This window comes from Pseudomonas fluorescens Q2-87 (assembly GCF_000281895.1).
GTDB classification, from domain to species: Bacteria; Pseudomonadota; Gammaproteobacteria; order Pseudomonadales; family Pseudomonadaceae; genus Aquipseudomonas; species Aquipseudomonas fluorescens_S.
This window is the reverse complement of the sequence record NZ_CM001558.1, coordinates 5,643,225-5,660,516: the sequence shown is the minus strand read 5'-3', so window position 1 is coordinate 5,660,516 and position 17,292 is coordinate 5,643,225. Positions and strand designations below refer to the sequence as shown.

At 61.1% G+C, this 17,292-nt stretch carries 16 protein-coding genes; 8 read left to right on the top strand and 8 right to left on the bottom strand.

What is annotated here, in order from left to right:
• Position 1: 1 nt before the first annotated feature.
• Positions 2–1,228, bottom strand: coding sequence for a nicotinate phosphoribosyltransferase (gene pncB, locus PFLQ2_RS02865; protein ID WP_003186363.1), 1,227 nt, complete (start codon positions 1,226–1,228; stop codon positions 2–4).
• Between the two features lie 234 nt (positions 1,229–1,462).
• A complete protein-coding gene (locus PFLQ2_RS02870; protein ID WP_003186362.1) occupies positions 1,463–2,368 on the bottom strand; it encodes a LysR family transcriptional regulator in 906 nt (301 codons plus the stop codon).
• Between the two features lie 175 nt (positions 2,369–2,543).
• On the opposite strand from PFLQ2_RS02870, the gene amaB reads away from it, so the two are divergent.
• The 8 genes from amaB (at position 2,544) to PFLQ2_RS02910 (ending at position 12,534) form a co-directional block, all read left to right on the top strand.
• On the top strand, positions 2,544–4,034 hold the full coding sequence (gene amaB / locus PFLQ2_RS02875; RefSeq protein WP_003186360.1) for an L-piperidine-6-carboxylate dehydrogenase: 1,491 nt from the start codon (positions 2,544–2,546) through the stop codon (positions 4,032–4,034).
• Between the two features lie 157 nt (positions 4,035–4,191).
• Positions 4,192–5,475 (top strand): L-pipecolate oxidase, encoded by a 1,284-nt coding sequence (gene amaA, locus PFLQ2_RS02880; protein WP_003186358.1) that lies wholly within the window; start codon positions 4,192–4,194, stop codon positions 5,473–5,475.
• Between the two features lie 369 nt (positions 5,476–5,844).
• Positions 5,845–6,978 (top strand): branched-chain amino acid ABC transporter substrate-binding protein, encoded by a 1,134-nt coding sequence (locus PFLQ2_RS02885; RefSeq protein ID WP_003186356.1) that lies wholly within the window; start codon positions 5,845–5,847, stop codon positions 6,976–6,978.
• 223 nt (positions 6,979–7,201) lie between these two features.
• Positions 7,202–8,116 carry an ABC transporter permease subunit gene (locus tag PFLQ2_RS02890; RefSeq protein WP_003186354.1) on the top strand — a complete coding sequence of 305 codons (915 nt, stop codon included), beginning with the start codon at positions 7,202–7,204 and terminating at the stop codon, positions 8,114–8,116.
• A gap of 3 nt (positions 8,117–8,119) precedes the next feature.
• Positions 8,120–9,403 carry a high-affinity branched-chain amino acid ABC transporter permease LivM gene (livM, locus tag PFLQ2_RS02895; protein WP_003186352.1) on the top strand — a complete coding sequence of 428 codons (1,284 nt, stop codon included), beginning with the start codon at positions 8,120–8,122 and terminating at the stop codon, positions 9,401–9,403.
• Complete coding sequence (locus PFLQ2_RS02900) at positions 9,400–10,272, top strand: ABC transporter ATP-binding protein (protein ID WP_003186350.1); 873 nt, start codon at positions 9,400–9,402, stop codon at positions 10,270–10,272. Before livM ends, PFLQ2_RS02900 begins: the two co-directional genes overlap by 4 nt.
• Complete coding sequence (locus tag PFLQ2_RS02905) at positions 10,269–10,985, top strand: ABC transporter ATP-binding protein (protein WP_003186348.1); 717 nt, start codon at positions 10,269–10,271, stop codon at positions 10,983–10,985. The genes PFLQ2_RS02900 and PFLQ2_RS02905 overlap by 4 nt, the downstream gene beginning before the upstream one ends.
• A 784-nt stretch (positions 10,986–11,769) precedes the next feature.
• Positions 11,770–12,534, top strand: a complete 765-nt coding sequence (locus PFLQ2_RS02910) for an SDR family oxidoreductase (RefSeq protein WP_003186346.1) — start codon at positions 11,770–11,772, stop codon at positions 12,532–12,534.
• 54 nt (positions 12,535–12,588) lie between these two features.
• Here the strand turns inward: PFLQ2_RS02910 and PFLQ2_RS02915 are convergent, their stop codons facing one another.
• The 6 genes from PFLQ2_RS02915 to PFLQ2_RS02940 all read right to left on the bottom strand — a co-directional run bounded on the left by PFLQ2_RS02915 (position 12,589) and on the right by PFLQ2_RS02940 (position 17,180).
• On the bottom strand, positions 12,589–13,764 hold the full coding sequence (locus tag PFLQ2_RS02915; RefSeq protein ID WP_003186344.1) for an AGE family epimerase/isomerase: 1,176 nt from the start codon (positions 13,762–13,764) through the stop codon (positions 12,589–12,591).
• Between the two features lie 173 nt (positions 13,765–13,937).
• Positions 13,938–14,510, bottom strand: coding sequence for a HupE/UreJ family protein (locus PFLQ2_RS02920; protein ID WP_003186341.1), 573 nt, complete (start codon positions 14,508–14,510; stop codon positions 13,938–13,940).
• Between the two features lie 32 nt (positions 14,511–14,542).
• Entirely contained in the window at positions 14,543–15,157 is a 615-nt protein-coding gene (gene ureG / locus PFLQ2_RS02925) for an urease accessory protein UreG (RefSeq protein ID WP_003186339.1), read from the bottom strand.
• 9 nt (positions 15,158–15,166) lie between these two features.
• The gene (locus PFLQ2_RS02930; protein ID WP_003186338.1) at positions 15,167–15,841 is read right to left on the bottom strand and encodes an urease accessory protein UreF; all 675 of its coding nucleotides are present in this window, start codon (positions 15,839–15,841) and stop codon (positions 15,167–15,169) included.
• A complete protein-coding gene (gene ureE / locus PFLQ2_RS02935) occupies positions 15,838–16,338 on the bottom strand; it encodes an urease accessory protein UreE (protein WP_003186336.1) in 501 nt (166 codons plus the stop codon). The genes PFLQ2_RS02930 and ureE overlap by 4 nt, the downstream gene beginning before the upstream one ends.
• A 209-nt stretch (positions 16,339–16,547) precedes the next feature.
• On the bottom strand, positions 16,548–17,180 hold the full coding sequence (locus tag PFLQ2_RS02940) for a TetR family transcriptional regulator (RefSeq protein ID WP_003186334.1): 633 nt from the start codon (positions 17,178–17,180) through the stop codon (positions 16,548–16,550).
• Between the last annotated feature and the right edge of the window lie 112 nt (positions 17,181–17,292).

Genomic DNA, 17,292 nt, shown 5'->3' with positions numbered 1-17,292 from the left:
TTCACTCCTTGCTTGATGTGTCTGAAAGGGTGGCAGGTACTTGGAAAACATGTCGCATGTAGGCGACGAAGTTCGGATCCTTGCAGTGGGTCTTGCCGGGCTCGTCTGAAATCTTGGCCACGGGTTGCCCGTCACAGCTGATCATTTTAAGCACGATGCTCATTGGCTCTACACCCGGTATGTCACAGGTCAGGTTGGTGCCGATACCGAAGCTGACATTAATGCGACCGCGCAATGCCCGAAAAATCTCCAGGCATTTAGGCAATGTCAGACTGTCGGAGAACACCAGGGTCTTGCTCATCGGGTCGATGCCGAGCTTGTGGTAGTGGGCGATGGCTTTTTCGGCCCAGAGCACCGGGTCGCCGGAGTCATGGCGCAAACCGTCGAAGAGCTTGGCGAAGAACAGGTCGAAGTCCTTCAGGAAGGCGTCCATGGTGATGCAATCGGTCAGGGCGATCCCCAGCAGGCCCCGGTATTCACGCACCCAGCAATCGAGGGCGGCGATCTGGCTATCGATCAGTCGTGGCCCCAGTTGCTGGTGAGCCATGATCCACTCGTGGGCCATGGTGCCCAGGGGCTTCATGTCCAGTTCCCGGGACAGGTGCACGTTGCTGGTGCCGACAAAACGCCCGGGGAAATCGTGCTTGAGCACGTTCACCACTTCTTCCTGGACTCGGTAGGAAAACCGACGGCGGGTGCCGAAGTCCGCTACCTGCAGTTCGGATAATTCGTCGGCGCTGGCGTTGGCGCTCAGCCAGTCGAACTTGCGATACAACTGTTCCCGTGCCTGTTCCAGGACAATTTCGCGGTAGCGATAGCGATTGCGCACTTCGCTGACGATGGCCAGCAGCGGTACTTCGAACAGAATCACGTGTAGCCAGGGCCCACGCAGGCGGATGAACAGCTCGCCGTTGTCGATGCCGGTGTGGACGTAGCGCAGGTTGAAGCGAAACAGGCCCAGGAAACGCAGGAAGTCCGGCTTCATAAAGCTGATGCGCTCAAGGAAACTTAATTGGTCGGCGCTCAGGTTCAGCTCGGCCAGGCGTTCGATCTGAAAGCGGATCTCCGCCAGGTACGGGCGCAGGTCTTCACTGTTGCGGCAACGAAATTCCCACTCGACTTCAACGTTGGGATAGTTGTGCAGCACCGCCTGCATCATCGTCAGTTTGTAGAAGTCGGTGTCGAGCAGGTTCTGCACGATACGATCGGCAAATACACTCTCGCTCATGGCGGGAATCTCCAGGCAGGCCGCTGTGCTGGGCAGCGGCGTACAGCGGTTTGGGGTGAAGGGGTTAGTGGCGCATAACCTGGGTGGGTATTGCCAGTGATTTTTTAACGTCCGAAGGCCGTTGTGGCGAGGGAGCTTGCTCCCGCTGGGTCGCGCTGCGGCCCCAGGTACTTGAGCGGTTGCTGCGCAACCGAGCGGGAGCAAGCTCCCTCGCCACAGGGTGGGCAGTTGCTATTACAGCGTATCCGGGTTCTCGACCTGCTCTAGCATCCATTCCACGAACAGCCGGACCTTGGGCACTTCCGCCGAATGTTCCGGGTAGGCCAGGTAATAGGCGCTGGTGCTGGGCATCGCATGGGCCCAGGGAATGATGAGCTTGCCGTCGGCCAGTTCTTCTTCCACCAGGAAGCGCGGGAGCAAGGCAACGCCGCAGCCGACCTGGGCGGCTCGGATGCACATATAGAACGTTTCGAAGCGCGGCCCGTGGTAGCTGTGTTCGGTGTGGTAGCCCTGGCTGTCGAACCAGTCGTGCCAGGCCTGGGGACGCGATGCGTTTTGCAGCAGCACCAGTTCGGCCAGTTGGGTCGGGTCGGTGAAGGGGTGTTCCGGCAGGCTGCCGGGTGCGCAGACCGGCACCAGCTCTTCGCCGAACAGCTTCAGGGATTCGGTGCCGGGCCGTGAGCCGTGGCCGAAGTAAAACGCCAGGTCGCTGCGCCCCTGCACCAAGTCATCGGCCTCTTGCTCACTGCACAGATCCAGGTGAATCGTGGGGTGGCGCAAACGCCACCCCTTCAAGCGTGGGACCAGCCAGCGGGCGCCGAACGTCGGAGGTGTGGAAACGCGCAGGACTTCGGTGTCGCCGCCGTAGGAACGCAGGTAATGGGTAGACATCTCCACCTGGGAAAGAATTTTTCGCACTTCCCCCAGGTACAAATCCCCGGCCGGTGTCAGTTGCAAGCGTCGACGTACGCGCCGGAACAATAAGTGCTGCAGCAGTTCCTCCAATTGCGCGACCTGCTTGCTGACGGCACTCTGGGTCAGGTTCAGCTCTTCGGCGGCACGGGTGAAGCTCAGGTGGCGGGTCACCGCTTCGAAGCATTGCAGCGCCGTGATCGACGGCAAATAGCGTTTATTGAGCATGATGAGGCCTTATTTCTTGTGGCGCTGCTTATCCGGTCATGGCCAGCATGAATAAACGGAATGATATCTCGCTTAAAGGTCGTTTGTTGGCAAGTCTCAGGCCAGCTACAACTACAGGTCTGCTCAGCCGACATTTGCGGCTGCCACTACTTGTCTTACGTTTGAGGAAAATTCCATGGTTGCTGCATTGCTTGATCGTCTGGGCGTCGACTCGACCCTGTACCAGAACGGCACACAACCGGTGCATTCGCCCATCGATGGCAGCCGTATCGGCGCCGTGAATTGGGAAGGCGCGGCTGAAGTGGAACAGCAGGTCAGTCGTGCCGAGCATGCGTTCGACCTGTGGCGCCAAGTGCCTGCCCCGCGTCGCGGTGAGCTGGTGCGTCAATTTGGCGACCTGTTGCGCGAATACAAGGCCGACCTCGGTGAGTTGGTGTCATGGGAGGCGGGCAAGATCACCCAGGAAGGCCTGGGTGAAGTGCAAGAGATGATCGATATCTGCGACTTCGCCGTGGGCTTGTCCCGTCAGCTGTACGGCCTGACCATCGCCTCCGAGCGCCCCGGCCATCACATGCGTGAATCCTGGCATCCGCTGGGTGTGGTCGGGGTGATCAGCGCCTTCAACTTCCCCGTGGCGGTCTGGGCCTGGAACACCACGCTGGCCTTGGTGTGCGGTAACTCGGTGATCTGGAAACCGTCGGAAAAGACCCCGCTCACCGCCCTGGCGTGCCAGGCGCTGTTCGACCGTGTGCTGAAGAATTTCAGCGATGCGCCGCCGTACCTGACGCAAGTGATCATTGGCGGTCGCGACGCCGGCGAGGCGCTGGTGGACGATCCCCGCGTGGCCTTGATCAGCGCCACCGGCAGCACCCGCATGGGCCGTGAGGTGGCGCCAAAAGTCGCCGCGCGTTTCGCCCGCAGCATCCTGGAACTGGGCGGCAACAACGCCATGATCCTTGCGCCAAGCGCGGATCTGGACATGGCCGTGCGCGCCATCCTGTTCAGCGCCGTCGGCACTGCCGGCCAGCGTTGCACCACCCTGCGCCGCCTGATCGCCCATGAATCGGTGAAAGAAGAGATCGTCACCCGCCTCAAGGCCGCCTATTCGAAAGTGCGCATCGGCCATCCGCTGGAAGGCAATCTGGTCGGGCCACTGATCGACAAACACAGCTTCGACAACATGCAGGACGCGCTGGAGCAGGCCTTGAGTGAAGGTGGCCGGGTATTCGGCGGCAAGCGCCAGCTCGAAGACCAATTCCCGAATGCCTATTACGTCTCGCCAGCCATCGTCGAGATGCCCGAGCAGAGCGACGTCGTGCGCCACGAGACCTTCGCGCCGATTCTCTACGTGGTTGGCTACAAGGACTTCAGCGAAGCCCTGCACCTGAACAACTCGGTGCCCCAAGGCCTGTCGTCCTGCATCTTTACCACGGACGTGCGCGAGGCCGAGCAGTTCATGTCGGCGGTGGGCAGCGACTGTGGCATCGCCAACGTCAACATTGGCCCGAGCGGGGCGGAAATCGGCGGTGCGTTTGGCGGTGAGAAAGAAACCGGCGGCGGTCGCGAATCCGGCTCCGACGCATGGCGCGGCTACATGCGTCGCCAGACCAACACCGTGAACTACTCGCTGGAATTGCCGTTGGCGCAAGGCATCACCTTTGATTAAGGCTTGAGCCAAGCGGCGACCCCCCTGTGGGAGCGGGCTTGCTCGCGAAAACGGTATATCAGGCGACAACAATGTTGATTGACCGTCCGCTTTCGCGAGCAAGCCCGCTCCCACAATTGAATGTGTAGTGGTTGGGTTTCATTTCCGGAGTCTGGCAATGCCGTTACGCGAAGAATGTCTGTGGGAAAAACTGACGCCACAAAGGCCTGAAAACAGCTCGCTCAGCGCAGAAATCACGGTAGATGTCTGCGTCATCGGCGCAGGTTTCACCGGGCTGTCGGCGGCGGTGCACTTGTTGGAACAAGGCAAGCGCGTTGCAGTATTGGAAGCCCATCGGGCCGGGCATGGTGGGTCGGGACGCAACGTCGGCCTGGTCAACGCCGGCCTGTGGATCCCGCCGGATGACATCGAGGCGGGGTTCGGTGAGGCGGTGGGCAGCCAGCTCAATCGCATGCTGGGCGCCGCGCCGGCCTTGGTGTTCAGCCTCGTCGACAAATACAACATCGATTGCCAGTTGCGCCGCGAAGGCACCTTGCACATGGCCCATAACGCCCGTGGCGAGGCGGACCTGCGCAGTCGCGAAGCGCAATGGAAACGCCGCGGCGCCCCGGTGGAATTGCTCACCGGCCAGGCCTGCTTCGACGCCACTGGCACCCCAAAGATTGCCGCAGCGTTGCTTGACCGACGCGCCGGCACCCTCAATCCGATGGCCTACACCAGCGGACTGGCGAAGGCTGCCAAGGACTTGGGCGGCCAGCTTTTCGATCACTCGCCTGTGACGCGCCTGGAACGCCAGGGCCAGCGCTGGTCGGTCCAGACCGCCCACGGGTCGGTGCTGGCCGAGCAGGTGGTGATTGCCTCCAACGCCTATACCGAGGGCGACTGGACCGAGCTGCGGCGCAACTTTTTCCCTGGCTATTACTATCAGGTCGCCTCCGTCCCGCTGACGGACGAAGCAGCTCAACGGATTTTGCCCGGCGGGCAGGGTTCATGGGACACCCGCCAGGTGTTGAGCAGCATCCGCCGTGACAAGGACGGCCGCCTGCTGCTGGGCAGCCTTGGCAACGGCAACCGCAAGCCGGGCTGGTTCCTCAAGGCTTGGGCGGACCGTGTGCAGCAACACTATTTCCCCTACCTCAAGGCGGTGGAATGGGAGTGCACCTGGACAGGGTGCATTGCCTTCACACCCGATCACCTGATGCGCCTGTTCGAACCTGCCCCCGGGCTGGTGGCCGTGACCGGCTACAACGGCCGGGGCGTGACCACCGGTACCGTGGTGGGCAAGGCCTTCGCCGATTACCTGTGCCATGGTGATGCCAAGGCGCTGCCGATTCCCTTCGCCCCCATGCAGCCATTGGCCGCAGCGGGTGTGCGCAGTTGCCTGTACGAGGCGGGCTTCTCGCTGTATCACGCGGGCCAGTGCCTGCGCATCGTCATTTGAGTGTTGAAAAATGTTGCCGGAAGCCGCGTTTTCCCGCTTAGCGTCTAGCCTGTTATGGTGCGGGTTGTAGCAGTCGCGCACCGCTAGTGTGCAGTTCGGTGACGCAGGTTGTTACAGAGTGGTTGCACGCCGTTTCGTCGGATGGTTGCAATGATGGCTCATGGAGGGTTTCACCCATTCGAATAAAAGGTTGCACCTCGCGCGGTTTAGACGGTTGCACGCCCTATGAAAAAGGGCCCGAAACAGTCGAAATAACAATAAAGCAGCGACTTTTTTCAGAATGAAAAACCGATGGCACGGCCCTTGCTCTCAGCTTCTCAGTGAAATGAAGTCGCAGTGCCAACTAAAAAAACCTTGGAGCACCACCTCATGTCCCAGACGTTTTACAAGAAAGGTTTCCTGGCCCTCGCAGTGGCAGCTGCGCTGGGTGTTTCTGCGTTTGCCCAGGCCGACATCAAGATCGGCGTGGCGGGTCCCATGACAGGCGCCAACGCAGCATTTGGCGAGCAGTACATGAAGGGTGCACAGGCCGCGGCAGACGAAATCAATGCCAAGGGCGGCGTGAACGGGGAAAAAATCCTGCTGGTCAAGGGCGATGACGCCTGCGAACCGAAACAGGCCGTTACGGTAGCCAAGGACCTGACCAACCAGAAAGTGGCCGGCGTTGTCGGTCACTTCTGCTCCTCGTCGACCATCCCGGCCTCCGAGATCTACGACGAAGCCGGCATCATCGCGATCACGCCGGGTTCTACCAACCCACAGGTTACCGAGCGCGGCTTGAGCGCCATGTTTCGTATGTGCGGTCGTGACGACCAGCAAGGCATCGTCGCCGGTGACTACATCGTCGACGTGCTCAAAGGTAAGAAAGTCGTCGTGCTGCACGACAAGGATACCTACGGCCAGGGCCTGGCGGATGCCACCAAGGCCCAGCTCGTCAAGCGTGGCGTGACGCCTGTGCTGTACGAAGGCCTGACCCGTGGCGAAAAAGACTTCAGCACCATTGTTACCAAGATCCGCGGCGCTGGCGCCGATGTCGTCTACTTTGGCGGCCTGCACCCGGAAGCCGGGCCCCTGGTTCGTCAACTGCGTGAGCAGGGCCTGAAGGACGTCAAGTTCATGTCCGACGACGGCATCGTGACCGACGAATTGGTCACCACCGCTGGCGGCCCGCAATTTGTCGACGGCGTGCTGATGACCTTCGGTGCCGACCCGCGCCTGCTGCCAGACAGCAAGGCCGTAGTGGATGCGTTCCGCGCCAAGGGCACTGAGCCGGAAGGCTACACCCTGTATGCCTACGCGTCGGTGCAAACGTTGGCTGCGGCCTTCAACGGGGCCAAGTCCAACAAAGGCGAAGAAGCCGCTGCCTGGTTGAAGAAAAACCCGGTCAAGACCGTCATGGGCGAGAAAGCCTGGGACAGCAAGGGCGACCTGAAAGTCTCCGACTACGTGGTCTACGAGTGGGACAAGGACGGCAAATACCACCAGTTGGAAAAACAGAAGTAAACGCGATCGGCTAGATCCCCCGATTCCATATGGGAGCGAGCTTGCTCGCGATGGCGGACTGACAGGCGACATCGTTGTTGAATGTCTGTCCGTTATCGCGTCAGGCCAGCTTCCATAAGGGGGGTAGTGTTTTGACTGACATTGCTCCGACGTAAATCTGTATTTTCCTTAGAAGAACCGCACACTTACGGGTGTGCAGGTTCTCACTGCGTGAGATTGCGTTATGGATGGTATTTTCCTGCAGCAACTGGTCAACGGCCTGACCCTCGGGTCGGTCTATGGCCTGATCGCCATCGGCTACACAATGGTCTATGGCATCATTGGCATGATCAACTTCGCCCATGGCGAGGTTTACATGATCTCTGCGTACCTCGCGGCGATCAGTCTGGCTCTGCTGGCATACTTCGGTATTGAATCCTTTCCCCTGCTGATGCTTGGCACGCTGGTCTTCACCATCGTCGTTACGGCGGTGTATGGCTGGGTCATCGAGCGTGTCGCCTACAAACCCCTGCGTAACTCCACCCGATTGGCACCGCTGATCAGCGCCATCGGTATTTCGCTGATCCTGCAAAACTATGCACAGATCGCCCAGGGTGCGAAGCAACAAGGTGTTCCGACCTTGCTGACAGGCGCCTGGCGCGTCGAAGTCGGCAGCGGATTCGTGCAACTGACCTACACCAAGGTCTTCATCCTTGTCGCTGCGTTTGTTGGGATGGGCCTGCTGACCTACGTCATCAAGTACACCAAGCTCGGCCGCATGTGCCGCGCGACCCAGCAAGACCGCAAGATGGCCTCGATCCTGGGGATCAACACCGACCGGGTGATTTCCTACGTCTTCATCATTGGTGCAGCGATGGCAGCCCTGGCTGGCGTGCTGATCACCATGAACTACGGCACGTTCGACTTCTATGCCGGCTTCATCATCGGCATCAAGGCATTCACCGCCGCGGTACTCGGCGGGATCGGCTCACTGCCTGGCGCGATGCTTGGCGGGATCATTCTCGGGATCTCCGAGTCGCTGTTCTCGGGCCTGGTCAACTCGGACTACAAAGACGTCTTCAGCTTCTCGCTGCTCGTTCTCGTTCTGGTCTTTCGGCCCCAAGGCCTGCTTGGCCGTCCTCTTGTGTCGAAGGTGTAAGCGATGTCTTCAACCACTAAAAAAACCACTGATATCAAAAGAAGCCTGGTTGACGCGATTCTTGCCGGTCTGGTGGCCCTCATTGTGTTCGGTCCGATTGTCGGCGTGGTCCTGGACGGCTACGGCTTCAACCTGCAACCGACCCGCGTGGCATGGATTGTCGCCATCGTCATGGCCGGTCGCTTTGCCCTGGGCCTGTTCCTGCAAACGCCCAAGGGCCTGAAGATTCTTGATGGCTTCGAAAGCACCGGCTCCGGGGTGCATGTACTGCCACCTGACTACAAAACCCGGTTGCGCTGGATCATCCCCCTGGTGATCGTCATCGCCGTGGTGTTCCCGTTTTTTTCCAATTCGTACCTGCTGGGCGTGGTCATCCTTGGGCTGATCTACGTGCTGCTGGGCCTGGGCTTGAACATCGTGGTCGGCCTGGCCGGCTTGCTCGACCTGGGCTACGTGGCGTTCTACGCCATCGGTGCCTATGGCCTGGCGCTCGGTTATCAATACCTGGGGCTGGGGTTCTGGACGGTGTTGCCCCTGGCGGCTATCACGGCGGGGCTGGCCGGTTGCATCCTCGGTTTCCCGGTGCTGCGCCTGCATGGCGACTACCTGGCGATCGTGACCCTGGGTTTCGGTGAAATCATCCGGCTGATCCTGAATAACTGGCTGAGCCTGACCGGCGGGCCGAACGGTATGCCGGCACCATTGCCTACCTTTTTCGGTCTGGAGTTCGGTAAAAGGGCAAAGGATGGCGGCGTCCCCTTCCATGAGTTTTTCGGCATCGCCTACAACCCGGACGTGAAGTACTACTTCATCTATGCCGTGTTGTTCCTTGTCGTGCTGGCCGTGCTGTACATCAAGCATCGCTTGACCCGCATGCCGGTCGGCCGCGCCTGGGAAGCCTTGCGCGAAGATGAAATCGCCTGCCGCTCGATGGGCCTGAACCATGTACTGGTCAAGCTCTCGGCGTTCACCATTGGCGCTTCGACGGCCGGCCTGGCCGGCGTGTTCTTCGCCACGTACCAAGGTTTCGTCAACCCGACATCGTTCACCTTCTTCGAGTCGGCCCTGATCCTCGCCATCGTGGTGCTGGGCGGCATGGGCTCGACCATCGGCGTGGTGATAGCGGCCTTCGTGCTGACCGTGGCGCCGGAACTGCTGCGCGGTTTCGCCGAGTACCGTGTATTACTGTTCGGCATACTGATGGTGTTGATGATGATCTGGCGCCCCCGCGGCCTGATTCGCATCAGCCGTACCGGTGTGACGCCGCGTAAAGGAGTCGCGCCATGAGCGAAGTCGTACTCCAGGTTGAAAACCTGATGATGCAATTCGGCGGGATCAAGGCCCTCAGCGACGTCAGCCTGCAGGTCAAGCGCAACTCGATCTTCGCCCTGATCGGCCCCAACGGTGCGGGCAAGACCACGGTGTTCAACTGCCTGACCGGGTTCTACAAGGCCACCGGCGGCAAGATCGAACTCAACGTGCGCGGCGAGCGGACCAACGTCATCAAGCTGTTGGGCGAAGCGTTTCGCCCAACCGACTTCGTGTCGCCGAAATCCTTCGCCAGCCGGCTGTATTACAAGATGTTTGGCGGCACCCACCTGGTGAACCGCGCCGGTTTGGCGCGTACCTTTCAGAACATTCGCCTGTTCAAGGAAATGTCGGTGCTGGAAAACCTGCTGGTGGCCCAGCATATGTGGGTCAACCGCAGCCTGGTGGCGGGCATCCTCAACACCAAGGGCTACCGCAAGGCCGAAAGCGATGCCCTGGACCACGCCTTCTACTGGCTGGAAGTGGTGGACCTGGTGGATTGTGCCAACCGCCTGGCGGGTGAGCTTTCCTACGGCCAGCAACGGCGCCTGGAAATTGCCCGGGCCATGTGCACCCGTCCGCAGATCATCTGCCTCGACGAACCGGCGGCCGGCCTCAACCCTCAGGAAACCGAAGCGCTGAGCGCGATGATCCGGCTGCTACGCGACGAGCATGATCTGACCGTGGTGCTGATCGAACACGACATGGGCATGGTAATGAGCATTTCCGACCACATCGTGGTGCTGGACCACGGCAACGTGATCGCCGAAGGCGGTCCCGAGGCGATTCGCAACGATCCGAAGGTGATCGCGGCCTACCTGGGTGCCGATGAAGAGGAGCTGGTATGAGTGGGCCTATCCTCGAGCTCAAGGCGCTGGACGTGTTCTACGGGCCGATCCAGGCCCTGAAGAAAGTCTCGATGCACATTGACGAAGGCGAGACCGTGAGCCTGATTGGCTCCAACGGTGCCGGCAAGTCCACGCTGCTGATGTCGATCTTCGGCCAGCCGCGCGCAGCGGGCGGGCAGATTCTTTACCAGGGTGTGGACATTACCCACAAATCGTCTCACTACATCGCCTCCAATGGCATTGCGCAGTCGCCGGAAGGACGGCGGGTATTCCCCGACATGACGGTCGAGGAAAACCTGCTGATGGGCACCATTCCCATCGGCGACAAGTTCGCCGGCGAAGACATGCAGCGCATGTTCGATCTGTTTCCCCGGCTCAAGGAGCGGCGCAACCAGCGGGCCATGACCATGTCCGGCGGCGAGCAGCAAATGCTCGCCATCGCCCGGGCATTGATGAGCCGTCCCAAGCTGTTGCTGCTCGATGAGCCGAGCCTGGGCTTGGCGCCGATCGTGGTGAAACAGATCTTCGCTACCCTGCGCGAGTTGGCATCCACCGGGATGACGATCTTCCTGGTGGAACAGAACGCCAACCACGCCCTCAAGTTGTCGGACCGGGCCTATGTGATGGTCAACGGTGAAATCCGCCTGACCGGCACCGGCAAGGAACTGCTCGCCAACGAAGAGGTGCGCAACGCGTATCTGGGCGGGCATTGAGGCGGCTGCAGCAATAAGAAAACCGGCGAGTGATCGCCGGTTTTTTTCTCTCCGGAACACCACTGTCCCTTGGTGGGAGCGAGCTCGCTCTCACCGGGGTTTTGCAGGGGCTCCAGAATTGTGGACAACAATCCCAGCCCTCTGTGAAACCGCGACATAAAGTCGCCGCAAACAGTTGTTTTGTCTCGGTTTTGAGTTGTCCCCGTTTGCTGTGGAACTGGCTGTGGGTAACGTGGGTGTAGCTGGCTGCAAGCCTTTAAATACGTGGCCTCTACGAGGGTGATCAATTTTTGATCAGGCGTTTCAGGTCAAGTGTGAGCGGTGGTTGTCAAGCCCTTGATGAGGTTTATCCAAGGCTGGAAATCCAGGGGCTAAGCCTGTGGATAAGTCTGTGACTAAACTCTGGAAAGACCGCGCTGAGGGCCGTCGTTGCTGGCTTGGCGCCATCGCTCTGTGGGCGTCGGCTTATAGCAGAGGATTTGATCTGCACAAGGTCACTTGCGCGGTCAAGCAAAAAAAAATTCCGAAAAACCTCGCAAAGCCTTATACACAGCGGCCTGCGCTGTTTGTACTTGCCCCCGATTACTGTGGACGCGCCTGTGGATAAGGTGCGGGCAACCGGCTGCGAGCCTTGTTCCGCAAGGCCTGGGGCAGATTGGTTGTTTTATGAGCAGTGTTCAGGCGAAAGCCTGCGCCAGGGGCCTTGCCCCTGCCGTACCAGGCCGGGCATGCTGTTGGCCGATTTCCATTAATGGTTGTTTCAAGCTCTAGCAAGGAGAACACGATGTCCAACACCCTGTTTATCACCGGCGCGACGTCCGGTTTTGGTGAAGCCTGCGCCCGTCGTTTTGCCGAGGCTGGTTGGAAGCTGGTGCTGACCGGTCGTCGTGAAGAGCGCCTCAATGCCCTGTGTGCCGAGTTGTCGAAGCAGACCGAGGTCCATGGCCTGGTGTTGGATGTGCGTGATCGCAAGGCCATGGAAGAGGCCATCGCCAATCTGCCGCCGTCCTTCGCCAAGCTGCGAGGGCTGATCAACAATGCCGGCCTGGCCCTGGGCGTCGACCCGGCCCCCAAATGCGACCTCGATGACTGGGACACCATGGTCGATACCAACGTCAAAGGTCTGCTTTACAGCACCCGGCTGCTGCTGCCGCGCCTGATCGCCCATGGTCGTGGGGCCGGGATCATCAATTTGGGCTCCATCGCCGGTAACTACCCGTACCCGGGCAGCCACGTGTACGGCGCGAGCAAGGCATTCGTCAGACAATTCTCGCTGAACCTGCGCTGCGACCTGCAAGGCACCGGTGTGCGGGTCACTAACATCGAGCCAGGCCTGTGCGAGAGTGAGTTCTCCCTGGTGCGTTTCGGCGGCGATCAGGAGCGCTACAACGCGACTTACGCCGGGGCCGAGCCGATCCAGCCACAGGACATCGCCGATACCATCTTCTGGGTGCTCAACACGCCGGCGCACATCAACATCAACAGCCTGGAACTGATGCCGGTGAGCCAGACCTGGGCAGGGTTTGCCATCGAGCGCAACAAGACTTGATGACTGACATCCCGTGGCGAGGGAGCTTGCTCCCGTTCGGCTGCGAAGCAGTCGCTAGCTTTGGGGGCCGCTGCGCGACCCAGCGGGAGCAAGCTCCCTCGCCACATAATCGGCCAGCCCGCGGTAGCAAGTCAGCAGGTGATACGGCGTGGTGGATGGCATGTCCCGACGGCTGACGGTGCCTTCGGCGTCCAGGCATTCGTTCCAGCCTTTGTCGTGCAGGAAATGTTGCTGCAGCGCCTGCAACTGGCGCAGCAAGAGCTGCTCACTCCCTGGGCGCAAGGTCAGCGCCCGCAGGTACTCGGCCTGGGCCCAGATGCGCTGGGTCGCGTCCCGTGGGGCTGCCTGCGGTTCCAGGACCCGCATGGCGCACACCGCGCCGGACTGCGGGGCTACGCCCTGTTGCTCGGTATAACCGAAGCTTCGCTCCAGCGCCGTGTGCAACTTGCCGTTGCGCAGCAGGGGGGAGCTCGCCAGCAGGAAGTACCACTCGAACTGGTGCCCCGGTTCGAACCAGTTATCCACAGCCTTGAGTGGTTTCTCCAGCATGACGCCGCGCTGCGGGTCGATGAAGCGCTGGAACATGCCGTCGCACAGGCTCAACAGCGCCTGGCGGACGTGGGCGTCTTCGCGCACCGAGAGGGTGGCGAGGAAGGCTTCGGCCAGGTGCATCAAAGGGTTCTGCAGCGGGCCGGATCCGAGCGTCGACCAATCGCGCTTGAGGCTGGCTTCATAGAGGCCATCGCCCGTGGCAAAGCGTCGGGCGATGACTTCCAAGGCAGCATTGAGCACCGATTCCACCAGCGGTTCGCGGACCTTCTCCCAATAATGGGCGCAGGCGAACAGGATGAAGGCGTGGGTATAGAGGTCCTTGCCGGTGTCCAGCGGTGCGCCTTGAGGGTCGATGCTGTAGAACCAACCGCCGTGTTCGGCATCGTGAAAATGCCGCTGCAACGAACGGAACAAAGCGCTGGCCCGCTCTTCGGCCTGAGGCACTTGGCCGATCAGGCTGGCGAAAACGTACAACTGCCGGGCGCAGGCCATGGCGCGGTAGCGCTGGGGCGGCAGTGGCGTATGTCCGGCATCCAGGGACTCATAAGGCAACGCCAGTTCGGTGTTCCAGCCCGGGCCTTGCCACATCGGCACGATCACGTCGTGAAAATGCTGGCGCACCGCTGCGAACAGGGCGGTCAATTCTGGCTGGGGGGCGGGGCGGGAAGCATCAGGCATTGGCGGACGTCGTCACGGCTGGGGGCGATTGCGCGACATGGTAGCAGAGTGGCAGGCCTGGGGAGATGGGGCGGCTGACGGGCCGCCTTCGCGAGCAAGCCCGTTCCCACAGGGATCAATCAAACTGTGGGAGCGGGCTTGCTCGCGAAGGGGTCATTGAAGGCGCTAAAGAATCAACCCGCCAACAACCACACCCCAGCCGCCGCCGAAGCCGCCCCGGCCAACCGCACCAACGGCGCCGCCGCTCGTGGCAGCACACGCACCAGCGCAAAACCGGCACCATGCAGCGCCGCCGTGGCCGCGACAAACCCGGCCGCATAAGCCCACGGACTCGACATGTCCGGCAGTTCCAGGCCATGGGCCACGCCATGGAACAGCGCAAACAATGCCGTCGCGCCAACCGCCAGGCTCAAGGGCGGACGCACCGCCAGCGCCACCGCCAGCCCCAGGGCCAATACCGAGGCGGCGATTCCGCTTTCCAGTGCGGGCAGGTCCAGGCCTTCGAAACCCAGCAAGCCGCCGAGCAACATCGTACCGACGAAGGTGCACGGCAGCGCCCAACGTGCCGCGCCTTGCTGTTGCGCAGCCCACAAGCCGACCGCCAGCATTGCCAGCAAATGATCGAGCCCGCCGATAGGGTGACCGAGGCCGGCGATCAAGCCATTGTCACCATGACCGGGGTGGGCGAAGGCTACAGCCGGGGCCAGCAGCAGGGCGAGCACGCCGAGGATGCGTTTAGATGTCATTGGATAAGCTTCCTTGTTGAAAGTCAGAAAAGTCAGGCAGCAGTCAGCAGGCCCTGACGCTCGATGAAGGCGATGATCTCCTCCAGGCCCTGGCCGGTCTTCTGGTTGCTGAATACGAAGGGCTTGCCGTTGCGCATCCGCCGGGTGTCGCTGTCCATCAGTTCCAGGGACGCGCCCACCAGCGGCGCCAGGTCGATCTTGTTGATTACCAGCAGGTCGGATTTGCAGATGCCCGGCCCGCCCTTGCGCGGCAGCTTGTCACCGGCCGAGACGTCGATCACATAGAGGGTCAGGTCCGACAGCTCCGGGCTGAAGGTCGCGGAGAGGTTGTCGCCACCCGACTCCACCAGGATCAGGTCGAGCCCCGGGAAACGCCGGTTCAACTGGTCCACCGCCTCAAGGTTTATGGAGGCGTCTTCGCGAATCGCGGTGTGTGGGCAGCCGCCGGTTTCCACGCCGATGATCCGCTCCGGCGCCAGGGCCTCGTTGCGCACGAGGAAGTCGGCATCTTCGCGGGTGTAGATGTCATTGGTGACCACCGCCAGGTTGTAGCGCTCGCGCAGGGCCAGGCACAGGGCCAGGGTCAGGGCGGTCTTGCCGGAGCCCACCGGGCCCCCAATACCGACGCGCAAAGGTTGTGTATTCATGTGTGTCTCCTAGGAACGGAACAGACGGCTGTACTGGCGCTCATGGGCCATGCACGCCAAGGACAGGCCAAACGCGGCGCTGCCGTGATGATCGGGGTCGATATTCGAGGCGTTGTGCTGGGCCTGTTGCAGCAGCGGCAGCAGTTCGCTGGTCAGGCGCTGGGCGGCTTGCTGGCCCAGGGGCAGGGTTTTCATCAGCACCGCCAATTGATTTTCCAGCCAACTCCATAGCCAGGCGGCGAGGGCATCCTGAGGCGCGATGTGCCAGGCGCGGGCGGCCAGGGCCCAGCCCAGGGCCAAGTGCGGTTCGCTGCGCTCGGTGAGAAATTCCCGTGCGGCGCTGTCGAGTTCCGGCAGGCCAGCGAGTAATTGCTGCAACGAATAGCCCATCTGCCGGCTCTCCTGGTACAGCTCGCGGGTTTCCCTGCTGGCGCGATGTGCTTCGCAATGTTGTAGCAGGGCGTCCCAGTCGTCCGAGGCGGCGGCGCTGCAATGGGCCAATAGCAGGGGCGCTTCGAAGCGTGCCAGGTTCAGCAGGAGTTGATCGCTGATCCAGCGCCGCGCGTCGTCGGGATTTTTCACCTGGCCGTTGTCCACCGCCATTTCCAGCCCTTGGGAATAGCTGTAGCCGCCAATCGGCAACTGCGGGCTGGCCAGGCGCAGCAGCGCCCAGGCCGGGTTCATGTGCGCACGCCGAATTGATGCAGGCGCGGCGCATAGTTGAAAGCTTCCTCGCCGTGCCGGGAATGGTGGTGCCCCCCGCCATAAGCGCCGTGTTCTGGTTGGAACGGGGCTTCGATGGATTCGGCGCGGGCGCCCAGTTGTTCGAGCATGGCCTTGAGCACGTAGTCGTCCAGCAGGCGCAACCAGCCATCGCCCACTTGCAGGGCGACGTGGCGATTGCCCAGGTGATAGGCGGCGCGAGTCAGTTCGAAAGCATTGGTGCAGGTGACATGCAGCAATTGTTCGGGGCGGGCGCAGATACGCACGATGCGACCGTCTTCGGCCTGCAGGCATTCGCCGTCATGCAAGGGGGGTTGGCCTCGCTCCAGAAACAACCCCACGTCTTCACCTTCGGCACTGAAACAGCGCAGGCGGCTTTTGCTGCGGGCGTCGAAGGTCAGGTGCAGCTCGGCGTCCCAGCGGGGTTGAGTGTCGATTCTGCGATGAATCACCAGCATCGGAGTGCTTCCAGCAATAAACGGTGCTGTGTTTAGAGCAAGGGGCTTGCCAATCGAAGGGGATGTAGGAATAGCGGTGGGAATGCTGTGAAAAGTGTTTAGCAGAAGTGAGATGTCGCGTCCCACTTTGGTGCGCGTCACAACGCTGCGCACTGTTTTGTGTCTGTTGAAAAACCTGCGGGAGCAAGCTCGTTCCCACAATGGAAGGGTTATTCCGTGCTACCCAACCCTTGCCAATGCTTGAGGCCAATGAAGATGAAGCGCAATTGCTGGGTAATCTTCATTTGCGGCGTGAGGTGTTCCGGTGGGGCTTGGGCGGGTGGGTCGATAATGTCGGGCAGCGTGGCGAATACGCTCTTGACGATGAGGTCGGCTATCACGCTCAACGCAGCCAGGTCCAGGTGTTGCAGCTTGGGCATCAAGGCCAGGTCGGCGGCCAGGTCGGAGCTGATACCTTCACGCAGCCGGGCGATGGCCTGGCGCACCGGCAAGGAGCCGCCGTATTGCTCGCGGGCCAGGAACAGGAATTGTGAGCGGTTGGCTTGCACCACATCGAGAAAGATGCGCACCGACGCATCGATAATGCCGCCCATGACGAATTCATTGTGGCGCACCAGGCGGATGGTTTCGCGGAAGGTCTGGCCGACTTCGCTGACCAGGGCCAGGCCCAGTTGGTCCATGTCGTCGAAGTGCCGATAGAAACCCGTGGGCACTATGCCCGCCGTCCTGGCGACTTCGCGCAGGCTCAAGCTGCCGAACCCTCGGCCGCATTCCATCAAATGACGGGCTGCATCCATCAGGGCAATTCGGGTTTGTTGTTTCTGTTCGGCGCGGGGCAGCATCGCAAAGGCTGACTTCTGATTCACGAGAGCGATGCACTTTAGCAAATCGGCTTTGCCGGCGTCGAACGGTAGAAGGGGGTCAGGCGGGGAAACGAAGCGCTTGAAAAGAAAA

Coding starts and splice junctions, on each gene's coding strand:
- pncB (WP_003186363.1), bottom strand. CDS start 1,228: ATGAGCGAGAGTGTATTTGCCGATCGTATCGTGCAGAACCTGCTCGAC.
- PFLQ2_RS02870 (WP_003186362.1), bottom strand. CDS start 2,368: ATGCTCAATAAACGCTATTTGCCGTCGATCACGGCGCTGCAATGCTTC.
- amaB (WP_003186360.1), top strand. CDS start 2,544: ATGGTTGCTGCATTGCTTGATCGTCTGGGCGTCGACTCGACCCTGTAC.
- amaA (WP_003186358.1), top strand. CDS start 4,192: ATGCCGTTACGCGAAGAATGTCTGTGGGAAAAACTGACGCCACAAAGG.
- PFLQ2_RS02885 (WP_003186356.1), top strand. CDS start 5,845: ATGTCCCAGACGTTTTACAAGAAAGGTTTCCTGGCCCTCGCAGTGGCA.
- PFLQ2_RS02890 (WP_003186354.1), top strand. CDS start 7,202: ATGGATGGTATTTTCCTGCAGCAACTGGTCAACGGCCTGACCCTCGGG.
- livM (WP_003186352.1), top strand. CDS start 8,120: ATGTCTTCAACCACTAAAAAAACCACTGATATCAAAAGAAGCCTGGTT.
- PFLQ2_RS02900 (WP_003186350.1), top strand. CDS start 9,400: ATGAGCGAAGTCGTACTCCAGGTTGAAAACCTGATGATGCAATTCGGC.
- PFLQ2_RS02905 (WP_003186348.1), top strand. CDS start 10,269: ATGAGTGGGCCTATCCTCGAGCTCAAGGCGCTGGACGTGTTCTACGGG.
- PFLQ2_RS02910 (WP_003186346.1), top strand. CDS start 11,770: ATGTCCAACACCCTGTTTATCACCGGCGCGACGTCCGGTTTTGGTGAA.
- PFLQ2_RS02915 (WP_003186344.1), bottom strand. CDS start 13,764: ATGCCTGATGCTTCCCGCCCCGCCCCCCAGCCAGAATTGACCGCCCTG.
- PFLQ2_RS02920 (WP_003186341.1), bottom strand. CDS start 14,510: ATGACATCTAAACGCATCCTCGGCGTGCTCGCCCTGCTGCTGGCCCCG.
- ureG (WP_003186339.1), bottom strand. CDS start 15,157: ATGAATACACAACCTTTGCGCGTCGGTATTGGGGGCCCGGTGGGCTCC.
- PFLQ2_RS02930 (WP_003186338.1), bottom strand. CDS start 15,841: ATGAACCCGGCCTGGGCGCTGCTGCGCCTGGCCAGCCCGCAGTTGCCG.
- ureE (WP_003186336.1), bottom strand. CDS start 16,338: ATGCTGGTGATTCATCGCAGAATCGACACTCAACCCCGCTGGGACGCC.
- PFLQ2_RS02940 (WP_003186334.1), bottom strand. CDS start 17,180: ATGCTGCCCCGCGCCGAACAGAAACAACAAACCCGAATTGCCCTGATG.